We start from the raw sequence: 19,380 nt of genomic DNA on the forward strand, positions 1-19,380 counted from the left end.
CCGCACACGGCGGCGAACCCCTAGGCCCCACGCCGCCCGCCGGGTGGGCTAACCAGGGAAACCGGTTGGCAGCAGTGGTGGGGGGACACGCGACCGGAGCGGTGGGACGCCCGTGCGGCGGAGGCCGGCGGGCCCGTCGGGAGCCCGTCGGGAGCCCGTCGGGCCGACGGATCACCCCCGGGATGGAGACTACTGGCCGGCTCGCTGCCATCCCTCCCCCGCCTTCCTGGCCAGGCCCCTGGCGCTTAGCCTCGACAATCCGCCGAGCACCGCTCCGATGCCCAGTCCGGCGACGGTTGCCAACTTGTCGGGCGTGCTGGCGGAACGGACCGGCAGGGCGTCAAGCAGTAGGAGGTCCTGGATGTCCAGCCCGTCGTGTGGCCGTGCGCCACCGTCCCGCGGCACGGGATCCGTCGAGGCGGAGACACCGCCGGGAGGTCCCCCCAGCAGCTCCAGGGCCTCCGCGGCGTCGGTCACCACCACCGCGGCGCCCTCCCGAAGAAGCCGGTGGCAGCCCGCCGAGTTCGGCGAAAAGACCGACCCCGGCACCGCGCCGACGTCCCGGCCCATCTCGCTGGCACGGCGGGCCGTGGTCAGGGCTCCGGACCGCCACCGCGCCTCGACCACAACCGTCGCGCCGCAGAGCGCCGCGATGATCCGGTTTCGCTGCAGGAACCGCCAGCGCGTCGGGGCCGTCCCCGGCGCGACCTCCGCGACCAGGACCCCTTCCGCGGCGATCGCCCGGAGCAGCTCCTCGTTTCCCGCCGGATAGAACCTGTCCAGACCGCCCGCCATGACCGCCACCGTCGCGGGTTGCCCCAGCTGGGCGGCTAAGTCGGAGGACGCGAGATCCTGCCCGGCGGCGAGGGCCGACTCGTGCGCCCTCGCGTCTATGCCATAGGCACCGCCGGAGACGATGGTGACGCCGGCCCGGACCACGGCCGCGGCCACTTCGGATGTGACGTGCCGTCCGTACTCCGTGGCGTCGCGGCTGCCGACGACGGCCATAAGCCGCTCCACCCGCGGCAGGCGGGACGGCTCGGCCCGGCCGCGCCACCAGAGGCAGAGGGGCGCACCCATCCCGAGCGCGTCGAATTGTTCCGGCCAGCCTTGGTCCTCGGGGACCAAGAGCCCGCCGCCCAGTCTCCGCATCGCCTCCAGGTCCCGGGCGGGGGCGCAGTCGCGCGCCCGCGGCCGCCAGCGCTCCAGTCCGGCCCCGAGGCGCTGTTCCGCGCGCGGGGACGCCCCGTCTCCCAGAAGTTCCGCGACGGCCTGTTGTTCTTGGGCCGGTGCCGGCCCCGCGTGTTCCGTGATCATGCGGAACGCTTCCTCCGCGCCGGCCACGGCGACGAGTGCCAGACCGGTGAGGTCGTTCGGCTCCATCAACCGGGACAACCCGGCGCGGGCGATCCTGAGCTGTTCGCTGGCGGTCATGCCGCTTCCCCCTTCGAATGCTGGCGCAGCTGCAGGGCGACGTCCACGTCCTCCCGCGCCGGCCGTTCCCGCGCGGCCAGGTCGGCCACAGTCCAGGCGATGCGTAGGACCCTGTCGTAGCCCCGGGCGGTCAACCTGCCGCGGTCGACCTCCGCGTCGGCCCGCAGGGTGGTTTCGTTGGGCAACGCAAGCTCGCCGCGCAGCAAGCGGCCCGGGAGGTCGGCGTTGCGGCTGAATCCGAGCCGCGACAGCCGTTGCTGCTGCCGCACCCGCGCGGTGGCGACGCGGGCCGCAACGGCCGCGGAATCCTCGGCTGCCGGCCCCGATCGCAGCTGGACGGCGGCTACGCGCGGCACAACGATCTGCAGGTCGATCCGGTCCAGCAATGGGCCGGAGAGTCGCTCGAAGTACCTTCGGCGCTGCATGGGTGTGCAGGTGCAGTCGATGCCCTTGCCGGAGGACAGGCCGCAGGGGCACGGGTTGGCGGCCAAGACCAGCTGAAAGCGTGCCGGGTAGCTCGCCGAGCCCGCCGCCCTGTGCAGCGTCAATCGTCCGGACTCGAGCGGTTGGCGCAGGCTGTCGAGCGCCTTCACCGCGAATTCCGGGGCCTCGTCCAGGAAGAGCACGCCGCGGTGCGCACGGGAGGCCGCGCCCGGCCGCGGGAGCCCCGACCCGCCCCCAATGAGTGCCACCATGCTCGCGCTGTGGTGTGGGCTTTCGAACGGCGGGCGCCGAACGAGCGAGTCGAGGCGGCGGTCGGCGCGCACGAGCGAATGGACCGCCGTGGTCTCCATCGCCTCGGCATCTGTCAGGTCCGGCAGGATACCGGGGAGCCGCTCGGCCAGCATGGTCTTGCCGGCTCCCGGCGGACCGATCAGGAGCAGGTGGTGGCCGCCCGCCGCGGCGACCTCCAGGGCAAACCGTGCCTCGGCCTGGCCGACGATGTCTGCCATGTCCGCGGGCGGTCCGCCGCCCGTTGCGGCCGTCTCCCCGGGCGCCCCGGCCACGTTACGTGCCGGCACGGCGGGACGCAGGCCGGCGCGGTCAGTGAGTGTTTGTGGGTCCCCTCCATAGGCGGCAAGCACCTCCGCGAGGTGGTGGTATCCGCGGACCTCGGCCCCGGGGACCAGGGAGGCCTCTGCTTCATTGTCCTTGGCGACGATCACCCGGGTGCGCCCCGCCGCGACCGCCGCCATCACGGACGGCAGCACGCCGGCCACCGGGCGCAGGCACCCGTCCAGGCCAAGCTCGGCCAGAAGGACGGCATCCGCGGGGCTGCGAACGTCCCCGGCCGCGGCCAGGGCCGCCATGACGATGGCGAGATCCAGCGAGGACCCCCGCTTCGGCAGTGATGCCGGCAGGAGGTTGACCGTGATGCGGCGCGGGCTCAGGGGAAGTCCGGAGTTGCGGGCCGCCGACCTGATCCGGTCCCGGGACTCGGTGAGGGCCGCGTCGGGCAGCCCCAGCAGGACGAATGCCGGCAGTCCTCCCCCGATGTCCGCCTCGACGTCCACGATGTAGCCGTTCAGGCCCACGAGGGCCACGCCGGCGGCGCGGCCCAGGCTCACGGCCCCACCTCGACGTAGTGTTCGATGGCCACGGGCGCTCCGGGCAACAGCAGGACCGAGACGACGTCCACGCGTGAGTGCCGGACGGCGCGCCCGTTGGCCTTGCACCACTCGCCCGTGAGGACGAACAGCCGGCGCAGCTTTGCCCGGCCTATGGCTTCGGCGGGATGGCCGTAGCCCAGCCCGCTGCGTGTCTTGACCTCCACGCCGACGACGGTTCCGGCGTCGTCCGCGACGATGTCCAGTTCGCCGGCGCGGCATCTCCAATTGCGTTCGAGGACAGTCATGCCCAGCCCCGCGAGGAAGTCCGCGGCGAGGGCCTCGCCCCTGCGTCCCAGCGTTTGATTGCGTCTCATGTGTCTCCACCTCCGCCCCCAGTCTTCGGGGAACGCAAAGGTCCCGGGCGGGTGCCCGGGACCTTTGTGGATTCAGCTGCCCACCGGCGCGCTGTGGGGGTCGAGACGCACGAGACTATGTGCCCATGCCCGCATCCTTGGGGATGGTGAGGTCCTCCGACTTGGACAGCTCCTCCACGTTGACGTCCTTGAACGTGATGATGCGAACGTTCTTGACGAAGCGGGCCGTCCTGTAGACGTCCCAGACCCAGGCGTCCTGCAGGGTGACGTCGAAATAGATCTCGCCGTCGGCGGAGCGGGCCTGCAGATCGACGTGGTTCGCCAGGTAGAACCGCCGTTCAGTCTCGACGACGTAGCTGAAAAGGTTCACGACGTCGCGGTACTCCCGATAGAGCTGCAGCTCCATGTCGGTCTCGTAGTTCTCTAGGTCTTCGGCGCTCATGGTTCCTCCTGGTATTGAAGTCTATTGTCCCTGACCGGTGTCCGTGAGCCGCCAGCTGCGCCGGTGGTGGTGGCTCGGTCCCAGTTCCAGGATTGCGGAGCGGTGGGAGAGGGTCCCGTAGCCCTTGTTCCGCGACCAGCCGAAACCGGGGCACTCCTCGTCGTAGGCCGCCATCAGCGCATCGCGTTCCACCTTGGCGAGGACGCTGGCGGCCGCGACCGACAGGCACGCGAGATCCGCCTTGATCCGCAGGCTGACGGGGACATCCACCCCGATGTCGGGATCCGGTTCCTTGTGGGGCGGCGAAGGGGCGCCGGGCACCGGCGTGTCCGCCACCGCCTCCCCGAACAGGGCGGATTGCGCCTTCCTCCCCAACCAATCCTGATTGCCGTCGAGGAGCACTATGTCCGGCCGCGCGGCGGCCGACGCCGCCTCCCAGGCCCGGACGCCGGCGAGCCGCAGCGCCGCCACCAGTCCGAAGGCGTCGATTTCCGCCGCCGAGGCGTGGCCGACGCCCCAGCCCGCGGCCCACGAGCGGATCTGCGGCACCAGCTCCTCCCGCGAGGCCGCAGAGAGGAGCTTGCTGTCCCGCACCCCGGCCAGCGAGCCGGTGCGCGCGGGGTCGACAACGACCATGCCCACGGTCACCGGACCGGCGAGGGCGCCCCTGCCCACCTCGTCGCACCCTCCGACAAACCGCACGCCGCCGACGGCGAGGCGCCTCTCGATAGCGAGGGTGGGCGCGGGCACCACGAGGCGTGCCGCGCGCGCGGCAGCCACTTTCCGACCGGGACCCGGAATGGCCTGTGTTGTCGGGGAAGCTCCCGCGCGAGGCATCGCCTATCCGCCCGATCCCGAACCGTCGGAACCCGCGGGCACGCTGCCAAAGACTTCGTGCTGCCCGTCGATCACGCCGGCGCGGTTCAGCGGCCACGCGATCACGGTCGCCTTGCCCTCCACCTGGGCCACATCGACGAACCCGCCCTGCGCGTCAAGGTGGAAGCGCGAATCCGCGGAAGCGTCCCGATGGTCGCCCATCACCCACAGCTTGCCCTCCGGCACGGTGACGGCGAATTCCTCGTCGGAGGGGGCGGCGCCAGGCCAAATGTAGGGTTCCGTCACGGGCTCGCCGTTGACGCTGATCCGTCCGTCGTCCCCGCAGCACTCGACCGTGTCCCCCGGCAGGCCGATGACGCGCTTGACCAGGTGCTGGTCGGCGGCATCGGGTACCAGGCCGACGAAGGCGAGCGCGGTGGTGACGGGGTCGGTGGGTACCGGCACGGCCTCCCCCAGCCAGTCCTGGTCGTCGCGGAAGACCACAACGTCGCCGCGCGCGAGGTCGAAGGGCCCCGGAACCATGAGGTTGACGAAGATCCTGTCGTCGATCTCGAGCGTCGGCTCCATGGAGCCCGAGGGGATGTAGAAGGCGCGGAAGAAGAAGGTCTTGATGACGAAGGAGAGGATCAACGCGATCCCGATGACGATCAGGACCTCCTTCAGCCAACCCCATGCGCGCGCCCCGGCCGTGGGTCCTGCCGGTTCGGCGGCGGTGCCGTCGGACTCCTGCTCGTTCACTTGATGCCTTCCCTCTGCAGTGGCCCGGAGCGTTCCGGCGGCCACACGATGTACTCCACGCGCCCGATGACACGGTCCTCGGGAATCATGCCGCCCCCTGGCGCGCCGAGCAGCGCCCGGGAATCCGTCGAGTCGGAGCGGTGGTCTCCCATGACCCACAGCCGCCCCTTGGGTACCGTCACGCTGAATGCCTGCCCACTCGGCGACTCCCCGGGGGCCAGGTACGCTTCGTCCAGCGGGACGCCGTTGAGGACCAGGGCACCGTCGTCGTCACAACAGCTTAAGGTGTCGCCGCCGACGGCGACGACACGCTTCACGAAGACCGTGTCGTCGCCGGCCACGCGCAGGGCCCGGAGCGTCGCCTCGACGGGATTGTCCCTCCCGTAGGCCAGCAGGGAGCCCCGCCCGTCGAACACAACGACGTCGCCGCGCCGCACGGGTTCCGGACCGTAGGCGATCCGGCTGACCAGCAACCCGTCCCCCTCTTGCAGGAGGGGGCGCATGGACCCGCTGCCGATGTAGTAGAAGTCAACCAGGGTGGCGCGGACGACGATGGCGAGCACGGCCGCCGCGGCGAGCGCCCAGACGACGAAGCGCCAGCCCCGCCGGCGGGGCTGGCGCTTCGTGCGCTCCAGCGAGGAATCACTGGAGCCGGATGTCGTGTGCAAGATCATTCGCGCCGTCCGGAGCGGACGCCGCGGTCAGGGATCAGGCTACTTGGCGTTGCCGAAGTCGCGCTTTTCCTTGATCTTCGCGGCCTTGCCGTGACGATCGCGCATGTAGTACAGCTTCGCGCGACGGACGTCGCCCTTGGCCAGGACCTCGATCTTTTCGATGATCGGGGAGTGCACCGGGAAGGTACGCTCCACGCCGACACCGAAGGAGACCTTGCGGACCGTGAAGGTCTCGCCGACGCCTGCACCCTGGCGGCCCAGGACAAAGCCCTGGAACACCTGGATACGGGAGTTCTTGCCCTCAACGATGTTGACGTGCACCTTGATGGTGTCGCCCGCGCGGAACACGGGGACATCGGTGCGCAGCGAGGCCGCGTTGACTGAATCTAGGATCTGCATTGGATGCTACTCCTTGGGTGGACGCCGCAGGTCACCCACCGTCGACACGGTCGCAAGGCCGGTACCACTGGGGTGCCGGGAACCTCCGCGACCGAAGATGATGAACCGGCCGGTCCGGAATCGGATGCCGGTTGGCCTGACTGTTGGCGCCCTCCCCCTACGGCAGAAGAGAGCCCAGTAGGCACAAGGCTTAATTCTGCCACAAGCGGTCCGGGGCCGCTAATTGGCGGCCGTCAACCGGCGACCGATTCCGCGTCCCCCTCCACACCGGCCGGCGGCGCCGCCGGCTTGGCCACGATCCTCTGGCCGTCCACCGCAAAGCCGGCGTGCCACAGCGTGTCGCGGTCGTGCCGGTTGAGCGTGGCCGGATCCAAGGCGAGGATCAGGTCCGGGCGGCGTCGGGCGGTCCTTTGGAGTTGTTCGTTGCGACGGAAGCGGGCCACCTTGCCGTGGTTTCCGCCCAGCAGGACGTCCGGCACGGCCCGCCCCTGCCACACGGCCGGCTTCGTGTAGACCGGGTACTCGAGCAACCCGTCCGCATGCGACTCCTCCACGAGCGATTCGGGATTCCCCACGACGCCCGGCACCAGGCGCCCGACGGCCTCGACCATGGCCAGGACGGCAACCTCTCCCCCGTTGAGCACATAGTCCCCGAGGCTCACGGGTCGAACCTCGAAGTGCTCGCCCGCCCACTCCAGGACGCGTTCGTCGATCCCCTCGTAGCGCCCGCACGCGAATACCAGGTGGGAGCGCTCGGCCAGTTCGTGGGCCATCGCCTGATTGAACACCGCCCCGGCGGGCGAGGGCACCACCAGCAGGGGCCGTCCGCCGGACGCGTCCGCCGTGGCCGCGATCCCCGACAGGGCCGCAGCCCAGGGCTCCGGCTTCATGACCATGCCCGCGCCCCCGCCGTACGGCGTGTCGTCCACGGTGCGATGGCGGTCCGAGGTGTGGTCCCGCAGGTCGTGCACGCGCAGGTCCAGAAGCCCGTCGCGCCTCGCCTTGCCGATCAGCGACAGGTTCAGGGCGGACAGGTATTCGGGGAAGATGCTGACGACGTCGATGCGCACCGCTAGCTCCCGCCGCCCGCCGCGTCGTCGTCGGCGTTGAGGCCGAAGAGGCCGGGCGGCGGCGTCACGGCGATGAATCCGCCCGCGACGTCGACCACGGGAACGATGGCCTCGACAAAGGGAACAAGGACCTCGTGTCCGTCGCTGGAGGCGACGATCAGCAGGTCCTGAGCGGTCTGCGTGCGCAGTCCGGTGACCTTGCCGACGGACTGCCCGTCCACGCGCACGTCGAGGCCCGCGAGCTCGTGCTCGTACCAGGCATCGTCGTCGTCATCGTCGTCGGCGTCGCCGTCCGTCTCGACGAACAGCTTGGCGCCGCGCAGCGTCTCCGCCCTGTTCCGGTCCAGGACCTCCTCAAAGGCCAGGAGGAGGATGTCCTTGTTCCAGCGGGCGCCCTCGACGGTGAGCTGGCCGATCGTCGCCGGCTCTACGTCGAAGACCTCCCCGGGTGTGAAGCGCTCACCCGGAGAATCGGTCATCACCTGGACGGTGACTTCACCGCGGATCCCGTGGGGCTTGCCAATACGTGCGACCTGGAGGCGCATGGATGTCTCCTTTGTGGGCGGTTCCGGTACAAATCCTAGCGGCGCGCGGCGGGCCGGCGCGGCGCCCTTAAATGCGCTGGCCCCGCACCGCGAACGGTACGGGGCCAGCGTGCGACGCGCGGTGGCGACGCGGCTCTTCGACCTACGGGCGGCGGCGGTCGGTGTCGACGACGTCGACCCGGACCGGCTCGCCGTTTGCCAGGGCGGCAACGACGGTGCGCAGCGACTTGGCCGTGCGGCCCTGCCGGCCAATGACCCGGCCCAGATCCTCCGGGTTCACGCGAACCTCGAGGATGTCCCCGCGGCGGTTGCCCTTCAAGGTGACGGCAACGTCCTCCGGGGAGTCGACGATGCCGCGCACCAGGTGGTCGAGAGCCTCGGCGAGCATTGCTACTCGGCCTCGGTGGTCTCGGCGTCAGCTTCCTCGGCCGGAGCCTCGGTCTTGTCCGCCTTCTTGGTGATGGCCTCCGGCAGAATGACGGAACCCTTCTCCGGGGCGACGAAGGCTTCCTTGGGAGCCTTGGTGCGCAAGGTGCCTTCCTGGCCCTCGATGCCCTTGTGCTTCTGCCAGTCGCCGGTGATCTTCAGGATCGCGGCAACCTGCTCGGTCGGCTGGGCGCCGACGGACAGCCAGTACTGGGCACGCTCGGAATCGACCTCGATGAACGAGGGCTCCTCGGTGGGGTGGTACTTGCCGATCTCCTCGATGGCACGGCCGTCGCGCTTGGCGCGGGAGTCCATGATGACGATGCGGTAGTACGGGGCGCGCATCTTGCCGAAGCGCTTAAGACGAATTTTAACGGCCACTGTAGTGGTCACTCCTGTTTCTCAACAAAGGGTGAACCCGTGTTTCTGCACCCGTGGGGCGGGCCATACTTCGTGGGTTCAAGGGACAAGATGCGCACGCGGAGAGAGGGGCCGCGCCGATCGAGTACCTTGCCATTATGCCAGAGGTTGTCGTCGGCGCGCGAACCGGCGCGCGCGGTGCTGCCGGCGGCCGCCGGGGCTACGCCGCGACGACCCGCAGGCGGTTGCGCCAGGGGTCCTCGAAGCGCAACTCCGCGCCCGTGTGATGGCTCGAGACGCCCGCGCTCCTCAGGCGGTCGGCGATGGCGTCCACCTCGTCCGCCAGCGGAACCGTAATGAGGACCTCGGCCAGGCCCAGCGTGTCCTTCCGCGGTCCGGCGGCGCGGCTGTTCCAGACGTTCATGGCCATGTGGTGGTGGTAGCCGCCCGCCGAGACGAAGAGCGCCTGACCGTGGAAGCTCGCCGTCTTCGCGAACCCCAGGGTGTCCACGTAGAAGGACTCGGCCACGCGCGTGTCTCCCACCTGCAGGTGGACGTGCCCGATCTCCGCGCTGGCGGCCCGCTGCCCGGACAGGGCGTCCTCGGAGAGGTGCCGGCGCAGGTAGGCGTTCGGGTCCAGGGCAAGGGTGTCCATCATGACTGTCGAGCCCTGCCAGCGCCACTGGTCCCGCGGGCGGTCCCAGTACAGTTCGATCCCGTTGCCTTCGGGATCGTTGAAGTAGAAGGCCTCGCTGACCAGGTGGTCCGAGCTGCCGGTGAAGAGGCTGCCGTCGAAGCGCGCCGCCGTGGCGACCGTGGCCGCAAGGGACGGCTGGTCGGCGAAGAGGATGGCGGTGTGGAAAAGTCCGGCCTCGCCGCGGCCCGGCAGGTTCAGGCCCTTGCCGGCCTCAAGGCGCACCAGCGTCGTCGACCCGCGGCCGAGGCGTGTTCCGTCCGGGCCCTCGTCGAGGATCTCCAGGCCGAGCGCCTGGCCGTAGTAGCGCGCCATGCCCTCCATGTCCCGGACCTTGAGGGTCACGGCGCCCATGCCGAGCCGGTCGGGCAGCCGATCTTGGCTTGCCTGGTCCCCCGCTGCGCCGGCGACAGTGTGTGGCTTCATGGCTGTGGCTCCTTCCGCGGCCGGAACTGGTGCCCGGAGTCTTGCCGCACCTCCATCATCGCACCTTTTACTTGAATCCTCAAGTAAAGGCCGCTCCGGCCCCGCGACGGTCCACCCGTCCCGGACATCACGATCCGGACAGGACCGCCGAGCTCTCGGGCAGCGACGGCATCAGCGCCCGCGGGGGCATCCTGTTTCCGGGCGCCGCGGCCGGCGAGGCATCCACCCCGTCCTCGAGTTCGGCGACGCCCCCGAGCTCCAGCCCCCGGAGGCCGGCCGCGGCCAGCGCGGACTCTCCCCGGGCCAGCCAGGCGCCCAACTCTCCGGCCGGGCAGAAGCGGGCGGTGATTTGGCCGCCGTCCGCGGTGAAGCCGTCGGCGTCCGTGGCCCAGGAGCCGCCGTCGTAGAGCAGGACCTCCGAACCGCCGTCGTCGGCCCGGCGGAAATCGTGGGCCAGCAGGCGCCCGACGGCCGATTCCAGCGCGAGCCGCAGCAGCGCCGCGCCCACCGCCGCGCGGGGCGAGGCGTCGGCCCGCACGGCGCCGCCCGGCAGCGTCCAGCCGTCCGTGGTCTGGACCAGCAACACCGCGCCGTCGCGTCGCCGCAGGAGCACGTGCGCGGCAAGACGGTGGCGCCAGCGAGCGCTCAGGAAGCCGTCGAGTGCCTGCAGACCCGCCACGGTGCTCCTACTTTCCGAGGAACTTCTCGAAGCCCTTTGGCAGGTTCAGGTCTGCCGGGTCGAAGTCCTGGCCGGCGGCCTGCCCCCCGAAGGCCGCGCCGGTCGGCGCCGCCGGCTTGCGGTTCTTGGACTCCAGTTCCGCCTGCGCCGCCTTCGCCGGGTTGCCGAACTTCTGCGGCTTCTTCTTGTTGCCGCCCTTGGCGGCGGCCTTGCGCCCGCGACCGGGGGCGCCGGGCATGCCGGGCATGCCTCCGCCGGCCGCCATGCGCTTCATCATCTTCTGCGCCTCGGCGAAGCGCTCCAGCATCTGGTTGACCTCGGACACGTGGACGCCCGATCCCTTGGCGATGCGCGCCCGCCTCGAGCCGTTGATGATCTTCGGCGCCACGCGCTCGTGCATGGTCATGGAGCGGACGATGGCCTCGATGCGGTCGATCTGCCGCTCGTCGAACTGCTCCAGCTGCTGCCGCGACACCTGGGCGCCCGGCATCATGGTGAGCATCTTTTTCAGCGAGCCCATCTTCTTGATCTGCTGCATCTGCGCGAGGAAGTCCTCGAGCGTGAAGTCCTCCCGGTCGGCGAACTTCTTCGCCATCCGCTCGGCCTCGTCCTTGTCCCAGGACTTCTCCGCCTGCTCGATGAGCGTCAGGATGTCGCCCATGTCCAGGATGCGGCTGGCCATCCGGTCCGGGTGGAAGACCTCAAAGTCGTCCAAGGACTCGCCGGTGGAGGCAAACATGACCGGCTTGCCGGTGATCGACGCGACGGACAGTGCCGCGCCGCCGCGGGCGTCGCCGTCCAGCTTGGAGAGCACCACGCCGGTGAAGTCGACGCCCTCGTTGAAGGCCTGCGCGGTGTTGACGGCGTCCTGGCCGATCATCGCGTCGATGACAAAGAGGACCTCGTCCGGGTTCACCGCGGCGCGGATGTCCGCGGCCTGGCGCATCAGTTCCTCGTCGATGCCCAGGCGTCCGGCCGTGTCGACGATGACGACGTCGTGCAGCTTCGTCCTGGCTTCCGCAACGCCGTCTCGCGCGACGGCCACGGGGTCGCCGGTCGCGGCCTCGAACTCGGAGCTGACGCCCGGGTGGGGCGCGTAGACGGGGACGCCGGCCCGCTCTCCATTGACCTGGAGCTGCTTGACGGCGTTGGGCCGTTGGAGGTCGCAGGCCACCAGGAGGGGGGTGTGCCCCTGGGCCTTGAGGTACTTCGCCAGCTTGCCGGCGAGCGTGGTCTTGCCGGCGCCTTGGAGCCCGGCCAGCATGATGACGGTCGGCGGGTTCTTGGCCAGGTTCAGGCGGCGCGTCTCGCCGCCGAGGATGCGGACCAGCTCGTCGTTGACGATCTTGACCACCTGCTGGCCAGGGTTCAGCGACTGGCTGACCTCGAGGCCAAGGGCCCGCTCCTTGACGTGTGCGGCGAACTCGCGCACAACGGGAACGGCGACGTCGGCGTCGAGGAGCGCACGGCGGATCTCGCGGACGGTGCCGTCGACGTCGGCCTCTGACAGCCGGCCCTTGCCGCGCAGGTTCTTGAAGGTCGCTGTGAGACGGTCGGAGAGTGAATTGAACACGAGCCGTGCACTTCTTTCGGTTGGCGGTACTGCGGGGAAGACCCGCCGGACTCAACATGCAAGGTTACCAAGGTCGGGCAGGCATCCGAGCCGATTTAGTGGCAAGGTGGTGATTGTGAGCCCCGAACAGAACACCAAGGTCAAAACACTTCTCATTCTGGGCGCTTCGGGCGACCTGACCGGACGCCTGCTCCTGCCCGGCCTGGCGCGCCTGATCGCGACCGGCCGCGTGCCTGGACTGGTGGTGGCCGCCGCCGGCTCGCCGGACTTCACGGCCAAGGATTGGAGCGAACGCGTCTCGACCGTCTTCGCCGGTGCGAAGGAGAAGGCGAACGACGACGGGGCCCGCGACCTCGACGCCATCGCCGCGGGCAGCACCTACCGGTCCCTGGACGTGACGGCGCCGGGCGAACTGGGCTCGCTGCTCGCCGAGACCGAGGGACCCACGGCCGTGTACTTTGCCCTGCCGCCGGCCGTGAGCCAGAAGGCCTGCGAGGTCCTCCAGCCGGCCGAGGTTCCGGCGGGGACCTCCTTCGTGATGGAGAAGCCGTTCGGCTCGAGCGCCGCGTCCGCCCACGACCTGACGGCGACCTTGACCCGGCTGGTCCCGGAGGGCAACATCCACCGCGTCGACCACTTCCGCGGCAAGGCGACCGTTTTCAACATCCTCGGCCTGCGCTTCGCCAACCGCTTCGTCGAGCCGCTGTTCAGCAACGAACACGTGGCCAAGATGGAGATCTTCTACGACGAGGACCTCGCCCTGGAGGGCCGCGCCGGCTACTACGACAAGGCCGGGGCGCTGCGCGACATGATCCAGTCGCACCTCCTCCAGATCTTGGCGTTGCTGACGATCAACGCACCGGCGACCCTGGGAGAGCGCGACCTGCGGGACCACATCGGCGCCGTCCTCCGCGCCGCGTCCGTGCCGCAGGACTTCGCAAAGAGCACGCGCCGCGCGGTCTACACCGCCGGAACCAGCCGCGACCGCCCGGTCCCGGACTACGTGGCCGAGGACGGCGTGGACGCGGGGCGCGGCACGGAGACCCTCGCCGAGATCGAGGTGCGCATCAACAACGCCCGCTGGGCGGGCGTGCCGTTCATCCTGCGCTCCGGCAAGGCCCTGGGGCGCAAGCGCAAGGAGGCGGTGGTGACGTTCAAGCCGGTCGCCCACCTGCCCGGCGGGTTCAAGGGCTGCGACTCCCCCACGCGGCTCCGCATCGGGTTCGGCCCGGACACGCTGGATCTCGAGCTGGACGTCAACGGCCCCGGGGACATGTTCACACTGGACCGCATCGACCTGAGCGCCGAACTGAACAGCCCCGACCTGCTGCCCTACGGGGAGGTGCTGCTGGGGGTCCTCTCCGGCGACGCGACGCTCTCCGTGCGCGGCGACACGGCGGAGCAGTGCTGGCGGATTGTCGAACCCGTGCTCGCGGCCTGGGCCGCGGACGAGGTTCCGCTCGAAGAGTACGCCGCCGGTTCGGAGGGTCCGGATTCCTGGGCCACCAGCGCACCGCAGCAGCCGCGGGGCGACGGCGAAAAGCCCGGCACGGACATCGGCCGCGACGGCGCCCACCAGCCGGCCGCACGCTAGGGGCGGCCGAGGCCACAACAACGGCGGGTCCACCACCATGGTTGGTGGCGGACCCGCCGTCGTTGCCAGAGGGTTGTGCTACAAGGCCGCGTCGCCGCGCTCACCGGTGCGGACGCGCACGGTTTCCTCGACGCCGACAACCCAGACCTTGCCGTCGCCGGCGCGGCCGGTGTTGGCCGTGGCGACCAGGACGTCGACGATGTCGCCCGCCCACTCGTCGCTGACGAGGACCTCGACGCGGACCTTCGGCAGCAGATCCACCGTGTACTCCGCGCCGCGGTAGACCTCGGTGTGTCCGCGCTGGCGGCCGTAGCCGCTGGCCTGGCTCACGGTCAGTCCCTGCACGCCGTAGCTTTCGAGTGCTCCGCGGATGGCGTCCAGCTTGTCCGGACGAACGATTGCTGTCACGAGTTTCATGCGTTGGTCTCTTCCTTCTTGTGCGACTTCAGGTGACCGGAGGTCGCGGGGTGCGGAACAAAGGTACCGGAGGTGCCCAGTCCACCGAACTCGTACGCGGTCTCCGCGTGCTCGGTGAGGTCGACACCGGTTGACTCGTCGTCGCTGGTGATGCGGAAGCCCATGGTCTTGTGGATCGCAAGGCCGATGATGAGCGTCATGATGCCGGTGAAGACGATTGACACCACTGCCGCCACGGTCTGCGCGCCCAGCTGCGCGGCGCCGCCGCCGTAGAACAGGCCGCCGCCCGCGCCCTCGACGGGGAGGGCGATGAAGCCAAGGGCCAGCGTACCGACGAGGCCGGAGACGAGGTGCACGCCGACGACGTCGAGCGAGTCGTCGTAGCCCAGCTTGTACTTCAGGCCGACCGCCAGTGCGGAGAGAACGCCGGCCACCAGGCCGAGTCCGATGGCGCCCATGGGCGAGACGTTGGCGCAGGCGGGGGTGATGGCCACCAGGCCGGCCACGACGCCCGATGCGGCGCCGAGGGACGTCGGGCGTCCGTCGCGGATGCGCTCCGTCAGGATCCAGGCAAGCATTGCGGCGGACGGCGCCACCAGCGTGTTGACCCAGATCAGGCCGGCTTCCTCGGCCGTCGCGGCCGCTCCACCGTTGAAGCCGAACCAGCCGAACCACAGCAGTGCGGCGCCGAGCATCACAAACGGGATGTTGTGCGGGCGCTGGCCCGGGTCGCGGCCGAAGCCCTTGCGCTGGCCGAGGGTCAGGGCCAGGACGAGGCCGGCCACACCGGCGTTGATGTGCACCACGGTGCCGCCGGCGAAGTCGATGGCCTCTCCGGCCCAGCTGCCGATCGCGCCCTCGGCGCCCAGCAGGCCGCCGCCCCAAACCCAGAAGGCGAGGGGCGCGTAGACCAGCGTGACCCAGATGGGGACGAACAGGGCCCACGCTCCGAATTTGGCGCGGTCGGCGATCGAGCCGGAGATCAGCGCGACGGTGATGATCGCGAAGGTTGCGCCGTAGCCTGCGCCGATGAAGTCCTCGGTGCCCAGCAGCGACTCCATGCCGAACTGGGTGAACGGGTTGCCGAAGAGGCCGGCAATGTTGTCGCCGCCGCCGGCCATCGAGTTGCCCCAGAGCACCCACACGACGCCGGCGATGCCGATCGCCGCGAAGCTCATCATCATCATGTTCAGCACGCCCTTGGCGCGTGTCATGCCGCCATAGAAGAATGCCAGTCCCGGGGTCATGAGCAGCACCAGGGCCGCGCATACCATCATCCAGACGTGACCTGCGGTCAGATCCATGTCCGTCCTCCTGTGTCTTCGGTGCGGGACATTTCCCGCCTTTACACAAGATTGACGCCGGCATGTTTCGGCCGGATCGGGCGCCCGTTTCGGCCAAGTTACGGCCATGGCGGCCACGTAAAAACAACGTGGCCGCCATGTTTCGTGTGCGTTTCGGCCCCGTTCGGCCGCCGCTGCCGTTAGTCCAGAAGCGCGTCGACGAACGCCTCGGCGTCGAACGGCGCGAGGTCGTCCGGTCCCTCGCCGAGCCCGATCAGCTTGACCGGCACGCCGAGCTGGCGCTGGATCGCGACGACGATGCCGCCCTTTGCCGTGCCGTCCAGCTTGGTCAGGACGATGCCCGTGACGTTGACGACCTCGGAGAAGACCCTCGCCTGGTTGAGCCCGTTCTGTCCCGTGGTGGCGTCCAGGACCAGCAGCACCTCGTCCACTGTGGCCTGCTTCTCCACCACGCGCTTGATCTTGCCGAGCTCGTCCATCAGGCCGATCTTGTTCTGCAGGCGTCCCGCGGTGTCGATCATAACGACGTCGACCTCCTGCTCGATCCCGGCCCGCACAGCCTCGAAGGCCACGGACGCAGGATCGGCGCCGTCGATGTCGGACTTCACGGTGGGCACTCCGACGCGGGCGCCCCACGTCGCCAGCTGCTCGGCGGCCGCGGCGCGGAACGTGTCCGCCGCGCCCAGCAGCACGTCCTTGTCCTCAGCCACCAGCACGCGGGCGATCTTGCCGATCGTGGTCGTCTTCCCGACGCCGTTGACGCCCACGACCATCACGATGCTCGGGCGGTCGCCCTGGCGGCTTGAAACGAGCGAGCGGTCCATCGAGGGGTCGACGAGCTTGACGAGTTCCTCGCGCAGCATCAGGCGCACCTGCTCCGGGTCGCGGTGGCCCTCCACCTTGACGCGGGCTCGCAGGGCGTCCACCAGTTCGAGGGTCGGCTCCGTCCCCAGGTCGGCCATGAGGAGGGTCTCCTCGATCTCGTCCCAGACATCCTCGTCGATGTCGTCCCGGGACAGGAGGGCCAGCAGGCCCTTGCCCAGGGCGTTGTTGGACTTGACCAGCCGGGCGCGCAACCGGGCCAGGCGGCCCAGAACCGGGGCGGGGACGTCGACGGGCACAGTCTCGATGCCGGCGGTTTCCTCCTCCTCCAGCGTGTCCGCGTCCGTCGCGGGCCCCGCGTCGGCCGGCCGCTCCTGGACGGGGGCCTCCCGGTCCTCGAGCAGCGTGCCGCCGGCGGGAGGGTCGTTGGCGTCCCGGGTTGTGGGATAGGTTCCCGGAGGCGTCCTGCGTCCGCGCAGGAGGAAGGCAGCGCCGACCCCGACCACCAAAAAGACGGCAACGACAACAACGATGAGAATGAGCTGATCAGTAGGCACGCCCCTAGCTTATCCACGGAGACGGCCGAAGCGATTGTGACCACTAGAATCATCGGGTCATGACAAGCCCCCGGAACCCCGCCCCGCAGGAGCAGCTCCCGCGCGTCCCCGGGGAAATCAAGGTCCTGATCGGCGCGGCCTTCGTAATCGCCATAGGCTTCGGCCTGATCGCGCCCATCCTGCCCCAGTTCGCGCTCAGCTTCGACGTTGGCATCGCCGCGGCCGGCTTCATCGTCAGCGTCTTTGCCATGACCCGGCTCGCCTTCGCCCCCGTGAGCGGGCGGCTCACGGACCGGCTGGGTGAGCCGTTCGTCTACGTGGGCGGCGTGCTGACGGTGGCGGTGTCCACGATCCTGTGCGGGTTTGCCGCGGACTACCAGCAATTGCTCCTCTTCAGGGCGCTGGGCGGCATCGGCTCGACCATGTTCACCGTATCCGCCATGTCGCTGATGGCACGCCTGGCACCGCCCCAAATCCGTGGCCGCATCTCGGGACTCTACGCTGGCGCCTTCCTGACCGGCAGCATCGCGGGACCGGTGATCGGCGGACTGCTGGCCGGGCTTGGCTACAGGTTGCCGTTCTTCATCTACGGCGGCGCGCTGGTGGTGGCCGCCGCGATCGTCTACTTCTCGCTGCTCGGCGTGGGCGGGCGACGCGGCCCGCGGTGGGATGCCCGCCCCACCATGGGCCTTGGGGAGGCGCTGTCCTCCCCCGTCTACCGCGCCGCCCTGGCGTCTGGCTTCGCCAATGGCTGGTCGACCTTCGGGGTCCGGGTGGCGCTGGTGCCCCTGTTCGCGGCCCAGGCGTTCACCAACGGCATTGCGCTGGCCGGCGTCTCCTTGGCGCTCTTCGCCATCGGCAACGGGGCCTCCCTGACGGTCGCCGGAAAGTTGACGGACACCTACGGCCGCCGGATGCCGATCATGGTTGGCCTCGGCGTGGGTTCCGTGGCCATGGCGGGGATCGGCCTCACGGAGAACGTGGCGCTGTTCATCGGATTGTCCGTTGTGGCCGGCGCGGGAATCGGGATCATGAACCCCGCCCAGCAGGCGGCGGTCGCGGACGTCGTGGGACAGGACGCGAACGGGGGCAAGGTGTTGGCCACCTTCCAGATGGCCACCGACTTCGGCGCCATCCTGGGGCCCGTTGCGGCAGGTCTGCTGGCGGACCGGTTCGGCTACGGGTGGGCGTTCGCGCTGACCGGGCTCATCGGCCTCGCGGGCGCCGCGGCCTGGTTGAGGACCCCGTCCGGGGGGCGCGGGGACGCCTCCCCCGCTTCCTGACGGGCCCACCCGACCGACGTTCGGGGCCGGGCAGGCGGCGTGCCGTACGGTTGACCTAGTCAAAATCCGCGGCGGGGCCCTGCGCCCGCGCACCGCGGCACGCCACCCGAAGGAGCTCCACAGTGTCCTCGCCAGCATCCGTCACCACGGCACGGACGACCGTCAGGCAGACCTGGATAGACCAGGCCCGATGGGCTGCCATCCTTCTGGTCGTCGCCGGCCACGCTTTGGGCCAGATGCGCAGCGAAAGCGACTTGGCCGTTGTCCTGTCCAACTTCTTCTACATGTTCCACATCCCGGTGCTGGTGCTGCTGGCGGGCTGGGGGGCGCGGCGCATCGAGGCCACCGGCGGGGGCCTGGCGAAGATCTGGTGGCAGCTTCTGGCGCCGTTCATGGTGTTTCAGGTGGTGGCCTATGGCGTGAACTACGCGGTCAAGGGCACCGAGCCGAACTGGGCATTCACGACGCAGACGTTCGGGCTGTGGTTCCTGGTGGCGCTGGCCGGCTGGCGCCTCGTGGCGCCGTGGTTCCGCGGCCTTCGTTTCGGTCTGCCCATCGCCGTCGGGCTCGCACTCGCCGCCGGCCTCAGCGACCGCATCGGCGGGACGTTCTCGTTGTCGCGGATCCTCGTTTTCCTACCGCTGTTTCTGGCAGGTCCGATGGTGGTTGACCGGGTATCGCAATGGCGAACCAAGCCGGTCATGCGGATCGCCGCCGGCGCGGTCCTTGCCGCCGCGGCGGCCACCTGCCTGATCCTGCGGCGCGAGTTCTGGCGCACGCCGTTCCTCGGCAGCAGGTCATACGAGGCGCTCGACGTCGGCTGGCTGGAGGGAATGCTGTGGCGCGCCCTCGTGCTGGTGGTCGGACTCGTGGTGGCCAGCGCGTTTATGGTCGCCCTTCCGGGCCGCCCCGGGGCCCCCAGCGCGGTCGGCTCCTGGGTGGCGACGGCCGGCCAGCACACCATGTACCCCTACCTCCTGCACCTGCCGCTGCTCACCGTCGTCGGCGCCACGTCCGCCAGGCATTTGGCCGCGCCAACACCCAACACGGCCATCTACCTGGGCGGCGCCCTGTTGCTGACCGTGCTCTCCGTGACTCCCCCCGTGCGCGCCCTGCTGCGCCCCCTCGTCGAACCGGGGACGCTGTTGACCAGGCGCCCGCGCTGACGGCGGACCGCCCGGG

Annotated in this window: 21 protein-coding genes; 3 read left to right on the plus strand and 18 right to left on the minus strand. The window is 70.0% G+C overall.

Annotated features, from left to right (window positions below; genetic code table 11):
- Positions 1–189 precede the first annotated feature (189 nt).
- The 15 genes from dprA to ffh form a co-directional block, all read right to left on the minus strand.
- Entirely contained in the window at positions 190–1,434 is a 1,245-nt protein-coding gene (gene dprA / locus AC3ZJJ_RS07470; protein WP_489895031.1) for a DNA-processing protein DprA, read from the minus strand.
- Positions 1,431–3,002 (minus strand): YifB family Mg chelatase-like AAA ATPase, encoded by a 1,572-nt coding sequence (locus AC3ZJJ_RS07475; protein WP_489895033.1) that lies wholly within the window; start codon positions 3,000–3,002, stop codon positions 1,431–1,433. The genes dprA and AC3ZJJ_RS07475 overlap by 4 nt, the downstream gene beginning before the upstream one ends.
- The gene (locus AC3ZJJ_RS07480) at positions 2,999–3,358 is read right to left on the minus strand and encodes a YraN family protein (RefSeq protein ID WP_489895035.1); all 360 of its coding nucleotides are present in this window, start codon (positions 3,356–3,358) and stop codon (positions 2,999–3,001) included. The genes AC3ZJJ_RS07475 and AC3ZJJ_RS07480 overlap by 4 nt, the downstream gene beginning before the upstream one ends.
- A 115-nt stretch (positions 3,359–3,473) precedes the next feature.
- Positions 3,474–3,800 (minus strand): DUF2469 domain-containing protein, encoded by a 327-nt coding sequence (locus AC3ZJJ_RS07485; protein WP_489895037.1) that lies wholly within the window; start codon positions 3,798–3,800, stop codon positions 3,474–3,476.
- 21 nt (positions 3,801–3,821) lie between these two features.
- Positions 3,822–4,580: a ribonuclease HII gene (gene rnhB / locus AC3ZJJ_RS07490; RefSeq protein ID WP_489895039.1), complete on the minus strand. Its 759-nt coding sequence runs from the start codon at positions 4,578–4,580 to the stop codon at positions 3,822–3,824.
- A gap of 60 nt (positions 4,581–4,640) precedes the next feature.
- Complete coding sequence (lepB, locus tag AC3ZJJ_RS07495; protein ID WP_489895041.1) at positions 4,641–5,375, minus strand: signal peptidase I; 735 nt, start codon at positions 5,373–5,375, stop codon at positions 4,641–4,643.
- The gene (gene lepB / locus AC3ZJJ_RS07500) at positions 5,372–6,010 is read right to left on the minus strand and encodes a signal peptidase I (protein WP_489895737.1); all 639 of its coding nucleotides are present in this window, start codon (positions 6,008–6,010) and stop codon (positions 5,372–5,374) included. Before lepB (AC3ZJJ_RS07500) ends, lepB (AC3ZJJ_RS07495) begins: the two co-directional genes overlap by 4 nt.
- Positions 6,011–6,088: 78 nt before the next feature.
- Complete coding sequence (gene rplS / locus AC3ZJJ_RS07505; RefSeq protein ID WP_489895043.1) at positions 6,089–6,448, minus strand: 50S ribosomal protein L19; 360 nt, start codon at positions 6,446–6,448, stop codon at positions 6,089–6,091.
- Positions 6,449–6,681: 233 nt separating this feature from the next.
- Complete coding sequence (gene trmD / locus AC3ZJJ_RS07510; RefSeq protein ID WP_489895044.1) at positions 6,682–7,518, minus strand: tRNA (guanosine(37)-N1)-methyltransferase TrmD; 837 nt, start codon at positions 7,516–7,518, stop codon at positions 6,682–6,684.
- 2 nt (positions 7,519–7,520) lie between these two features.
- Positions 7,521–8,063 carry a ribosome maturation factor RimM gene (gene rimM, locus AC3ZJJ_RS07515; protein WP_489895046.1) on the minus strand — a complete coding sequence of 181 codons (543 nt, stop codon included), beginning with the start codon at positions 8,061–8,063 and terminating at the stop codon, positions 7,521–7,523.
- A gap of 142 nt (positions 8,064–8,205) precedes the next feature.
- Positions 8,206–8,451, minus strand: coding sequence for an RNA-binding protein (locus tag AC3ZJJ_RS07520; protein WP_489895048.1), 246 nt, complete (start codon positions 8,449–8,451; stop codon positions 8,206–8,208).
- Between the two features lie 2 nt (positions 8,452–8,453).
- Positions 8,454–8,870, minus strand: a complete 417-nt coding sequence (gene rpsP, locus AC3ZJJ_RS07525; RefSeq protein WP_489895050.1) for a 30S ribosomal protein S16 — start codon at positions 8,868–8,870, stop codon at positions 8,454–8,456.
- 199 nt (positions 8,871–9,069) lie between these two features.
- Entirely contained in the window at positions 9,070–9,969 is a 900-nt protein-coding gene (locus tag AC3ZJJ_RS07530) for a VOC family protein (protein WP_489895052.1), read from the minus strand.
- A 127-nt stretch (positions 9,970–10,096) separates the two neighbouring features.
- Positions 10,097–10,648: an NUDIX hydrolase gene (locus AC3ZJJ_RS07535; RefSeq protein WP_489895054.1), complete on the minus strand. Its 552-nt coding sequence runs from the start codon at positions 10,646–10,648 to the stop codon at positions 10,097–10,099.
- A 7-nt stretch (positions 10,649–10,655) separates the two neighbouring features.
- A complete protein-coding gene (ffh, locus tag AC3ZJJ_RS07540) occupies positions 10,656–12,221 on the minus strand; it encodes a signal recognition particle protein (RefSeq protein ID WP_489895056.1) in 1,566 nt (521 codons plus the stop codon).
- A gap of 115 nt (positions 12,222–12,336) precedes the next feature.
- On the opposite strand from ffh, the gene AC3ZJJ_RS07545 reads away from it, so the two are divergent.
- A complete protein-coding gene (locus AC3ZJJ_RS07545) occupies positions 12,337–13,815 on the plus strand; it encodes a glucose-6-phosphate dehydrogenase (protein WP_489895058.1) in 1,479 nt (492 codons plus the stop codon).
- 78 nt (positions 13,816–13,893) lie between these two features.
- On the opposite strand, the gene AC3ZJJ_RS07550 is transcribed toward AC3ZJJ_RS07545, so the two are convergent.
- The 3 genes from AC3ZJJ_RS07550 to ftsY form a co-directional block, all read right to left on the minus strand.
- The gene (locus tag AC3ZJJ_RS07550) at positions 13,894–14,232 is read right to left on the minus strand and encodes a P-II family nitrogen regulator (RefSeq protein ID WP_489895060.1); all 339 of its coding nucleotides are present in this window, start codon (positions 14,230–14,232) and stop codon (positions 13,894–13,896) included.
- Positions 14,229–15,536, minus strand: coding sequence for an ammonium transporter (locus AC3ZJJ_RS07555; RefSeq protein WP_489895062.1), 1,308 nt, complete (start codon positions 15,534–15,536; stop codon positions 14,229–14,231). Before AC3ZJJ_RS07555 ends, AC3ZJJ_RS07550 begins: the two co-directional genes overlap by 4 nt.
- A 179-nt stretch (positions 15,537–15,715) precedes the next feature.
- Complete coding sequence (ftsY, locus tag AC3ZJJ_RS07560) at positions 15,716–16,915, minus strand: signal recognition particle-docking protein FtsY (protein WP_489895064.1); 1,200 nt, start codon at positions 16,913–16,915, stop codon at positions 15,716–15,718.
- A gap of 59 nt (positions 16,916–16,974) precedes the next feature.
- Here ftsY and AC3ZJJ_RS07565 point away from each other — a divergent pair, with 59 nt between their 5' ends.
- Entirely contained in the window at positions 16,975–18,198 is a 1,224-nt protein-coding gene (locus tag AC3ZJJ_RS07565; protein ID WP_489895066.1) for an MFS transporter, read from the plus strand.
- A gap of 122 nt (positions 18,199–18,320) precedes the next feature.
- The gene (locus AC3ZJJ_RS07570) at positions 18,321–19,364 is read left to right on the plus strand and encodes an acyltransferase family protein (protein WP_489895068.1); all 1,044 of its coding nucleotides are present in this window, start codon (positions 18,321–18,323) and stop codon (positions 19,362–19,364) included.
- Positions 19,365–19,380 lie beyond the last annotated feature (16 nt).

The sequence above is a fragment of the Arthrobacter sp. AOP29-A2-19 genome (assembly GCF_058138025.1).

Coding starts and splice junctions, on each gene's coding strand:
- rplS (WP_489895043.1), bottom strand. CDS start 6,448: ATGCAGATCCTAGATTCAGTCAACGCGGCCTCGCTGCGCACCGATGTC.
- dprA (WP_489895031.1), bottom strand. CDS start 1,434: ATGACCGCCAGCGAACAGCTCAGGATCGCCCGCGCCGGGTTGTCCCGG.
- AC3ZJJ_RS07565 (WP_489895066.1), top strand. CDS start 16,975: ATGACAAGCCCCCGGAACCCCGCCCCGCAGGAGCAGCTCCCGCGCGTC.
- AC3ZJJ_RS07550 (WP_489895060.1), bottom strand. CDS start 14,232: ATGAAACTCGTGACAGCAATCGTTCGTCCGGACAAGCTGGACGCCATC.
- AC3ZJJ_RS07520 (WP_489895048.1), bottom strand. CDS start 8,451: ATGCTCGCCGAGGCTCTCGACCACCTGGTGCGCGGCATCGTCGACTCC.
- AC3ZJJ_RS07555 (WP_489895062.1), bottom strand. CDS start 15,536: ATGGATCTGACCGCAGGTCACGTCTGGATGATGGTATGCGCGGCCCTG.
- AC3ZJJ_RS07480 (WP_489895035.1), bottom strand. CDS start 3,358: ATGAGACGCAATCAAACGCTGGGACGCAGGGGCGAGGCCCTCGCCGCG.
- AC3ZJJ_RS07485 (WP_489895037.1), bottom strand. CDS start 3,800: ATGAGCGCCGAAGACCTAGAGAACTACGAGACCGACATGGAGCTGCAG.
- rimM (WP_489895046.1), bottom strand. CDS start 8,063: ATGCGCCTCCAGGTCGCACGTATTGGCAAGCCCCACGGGATCCGCGGT.
- AC3ZJJ_RS07530 (WP_489895052.1), bottom strand. CDS start 9,969: ATGAAGCCACACACTGTCGCCGGCGCAGCGGGGGACCAGGCAAGCCAA.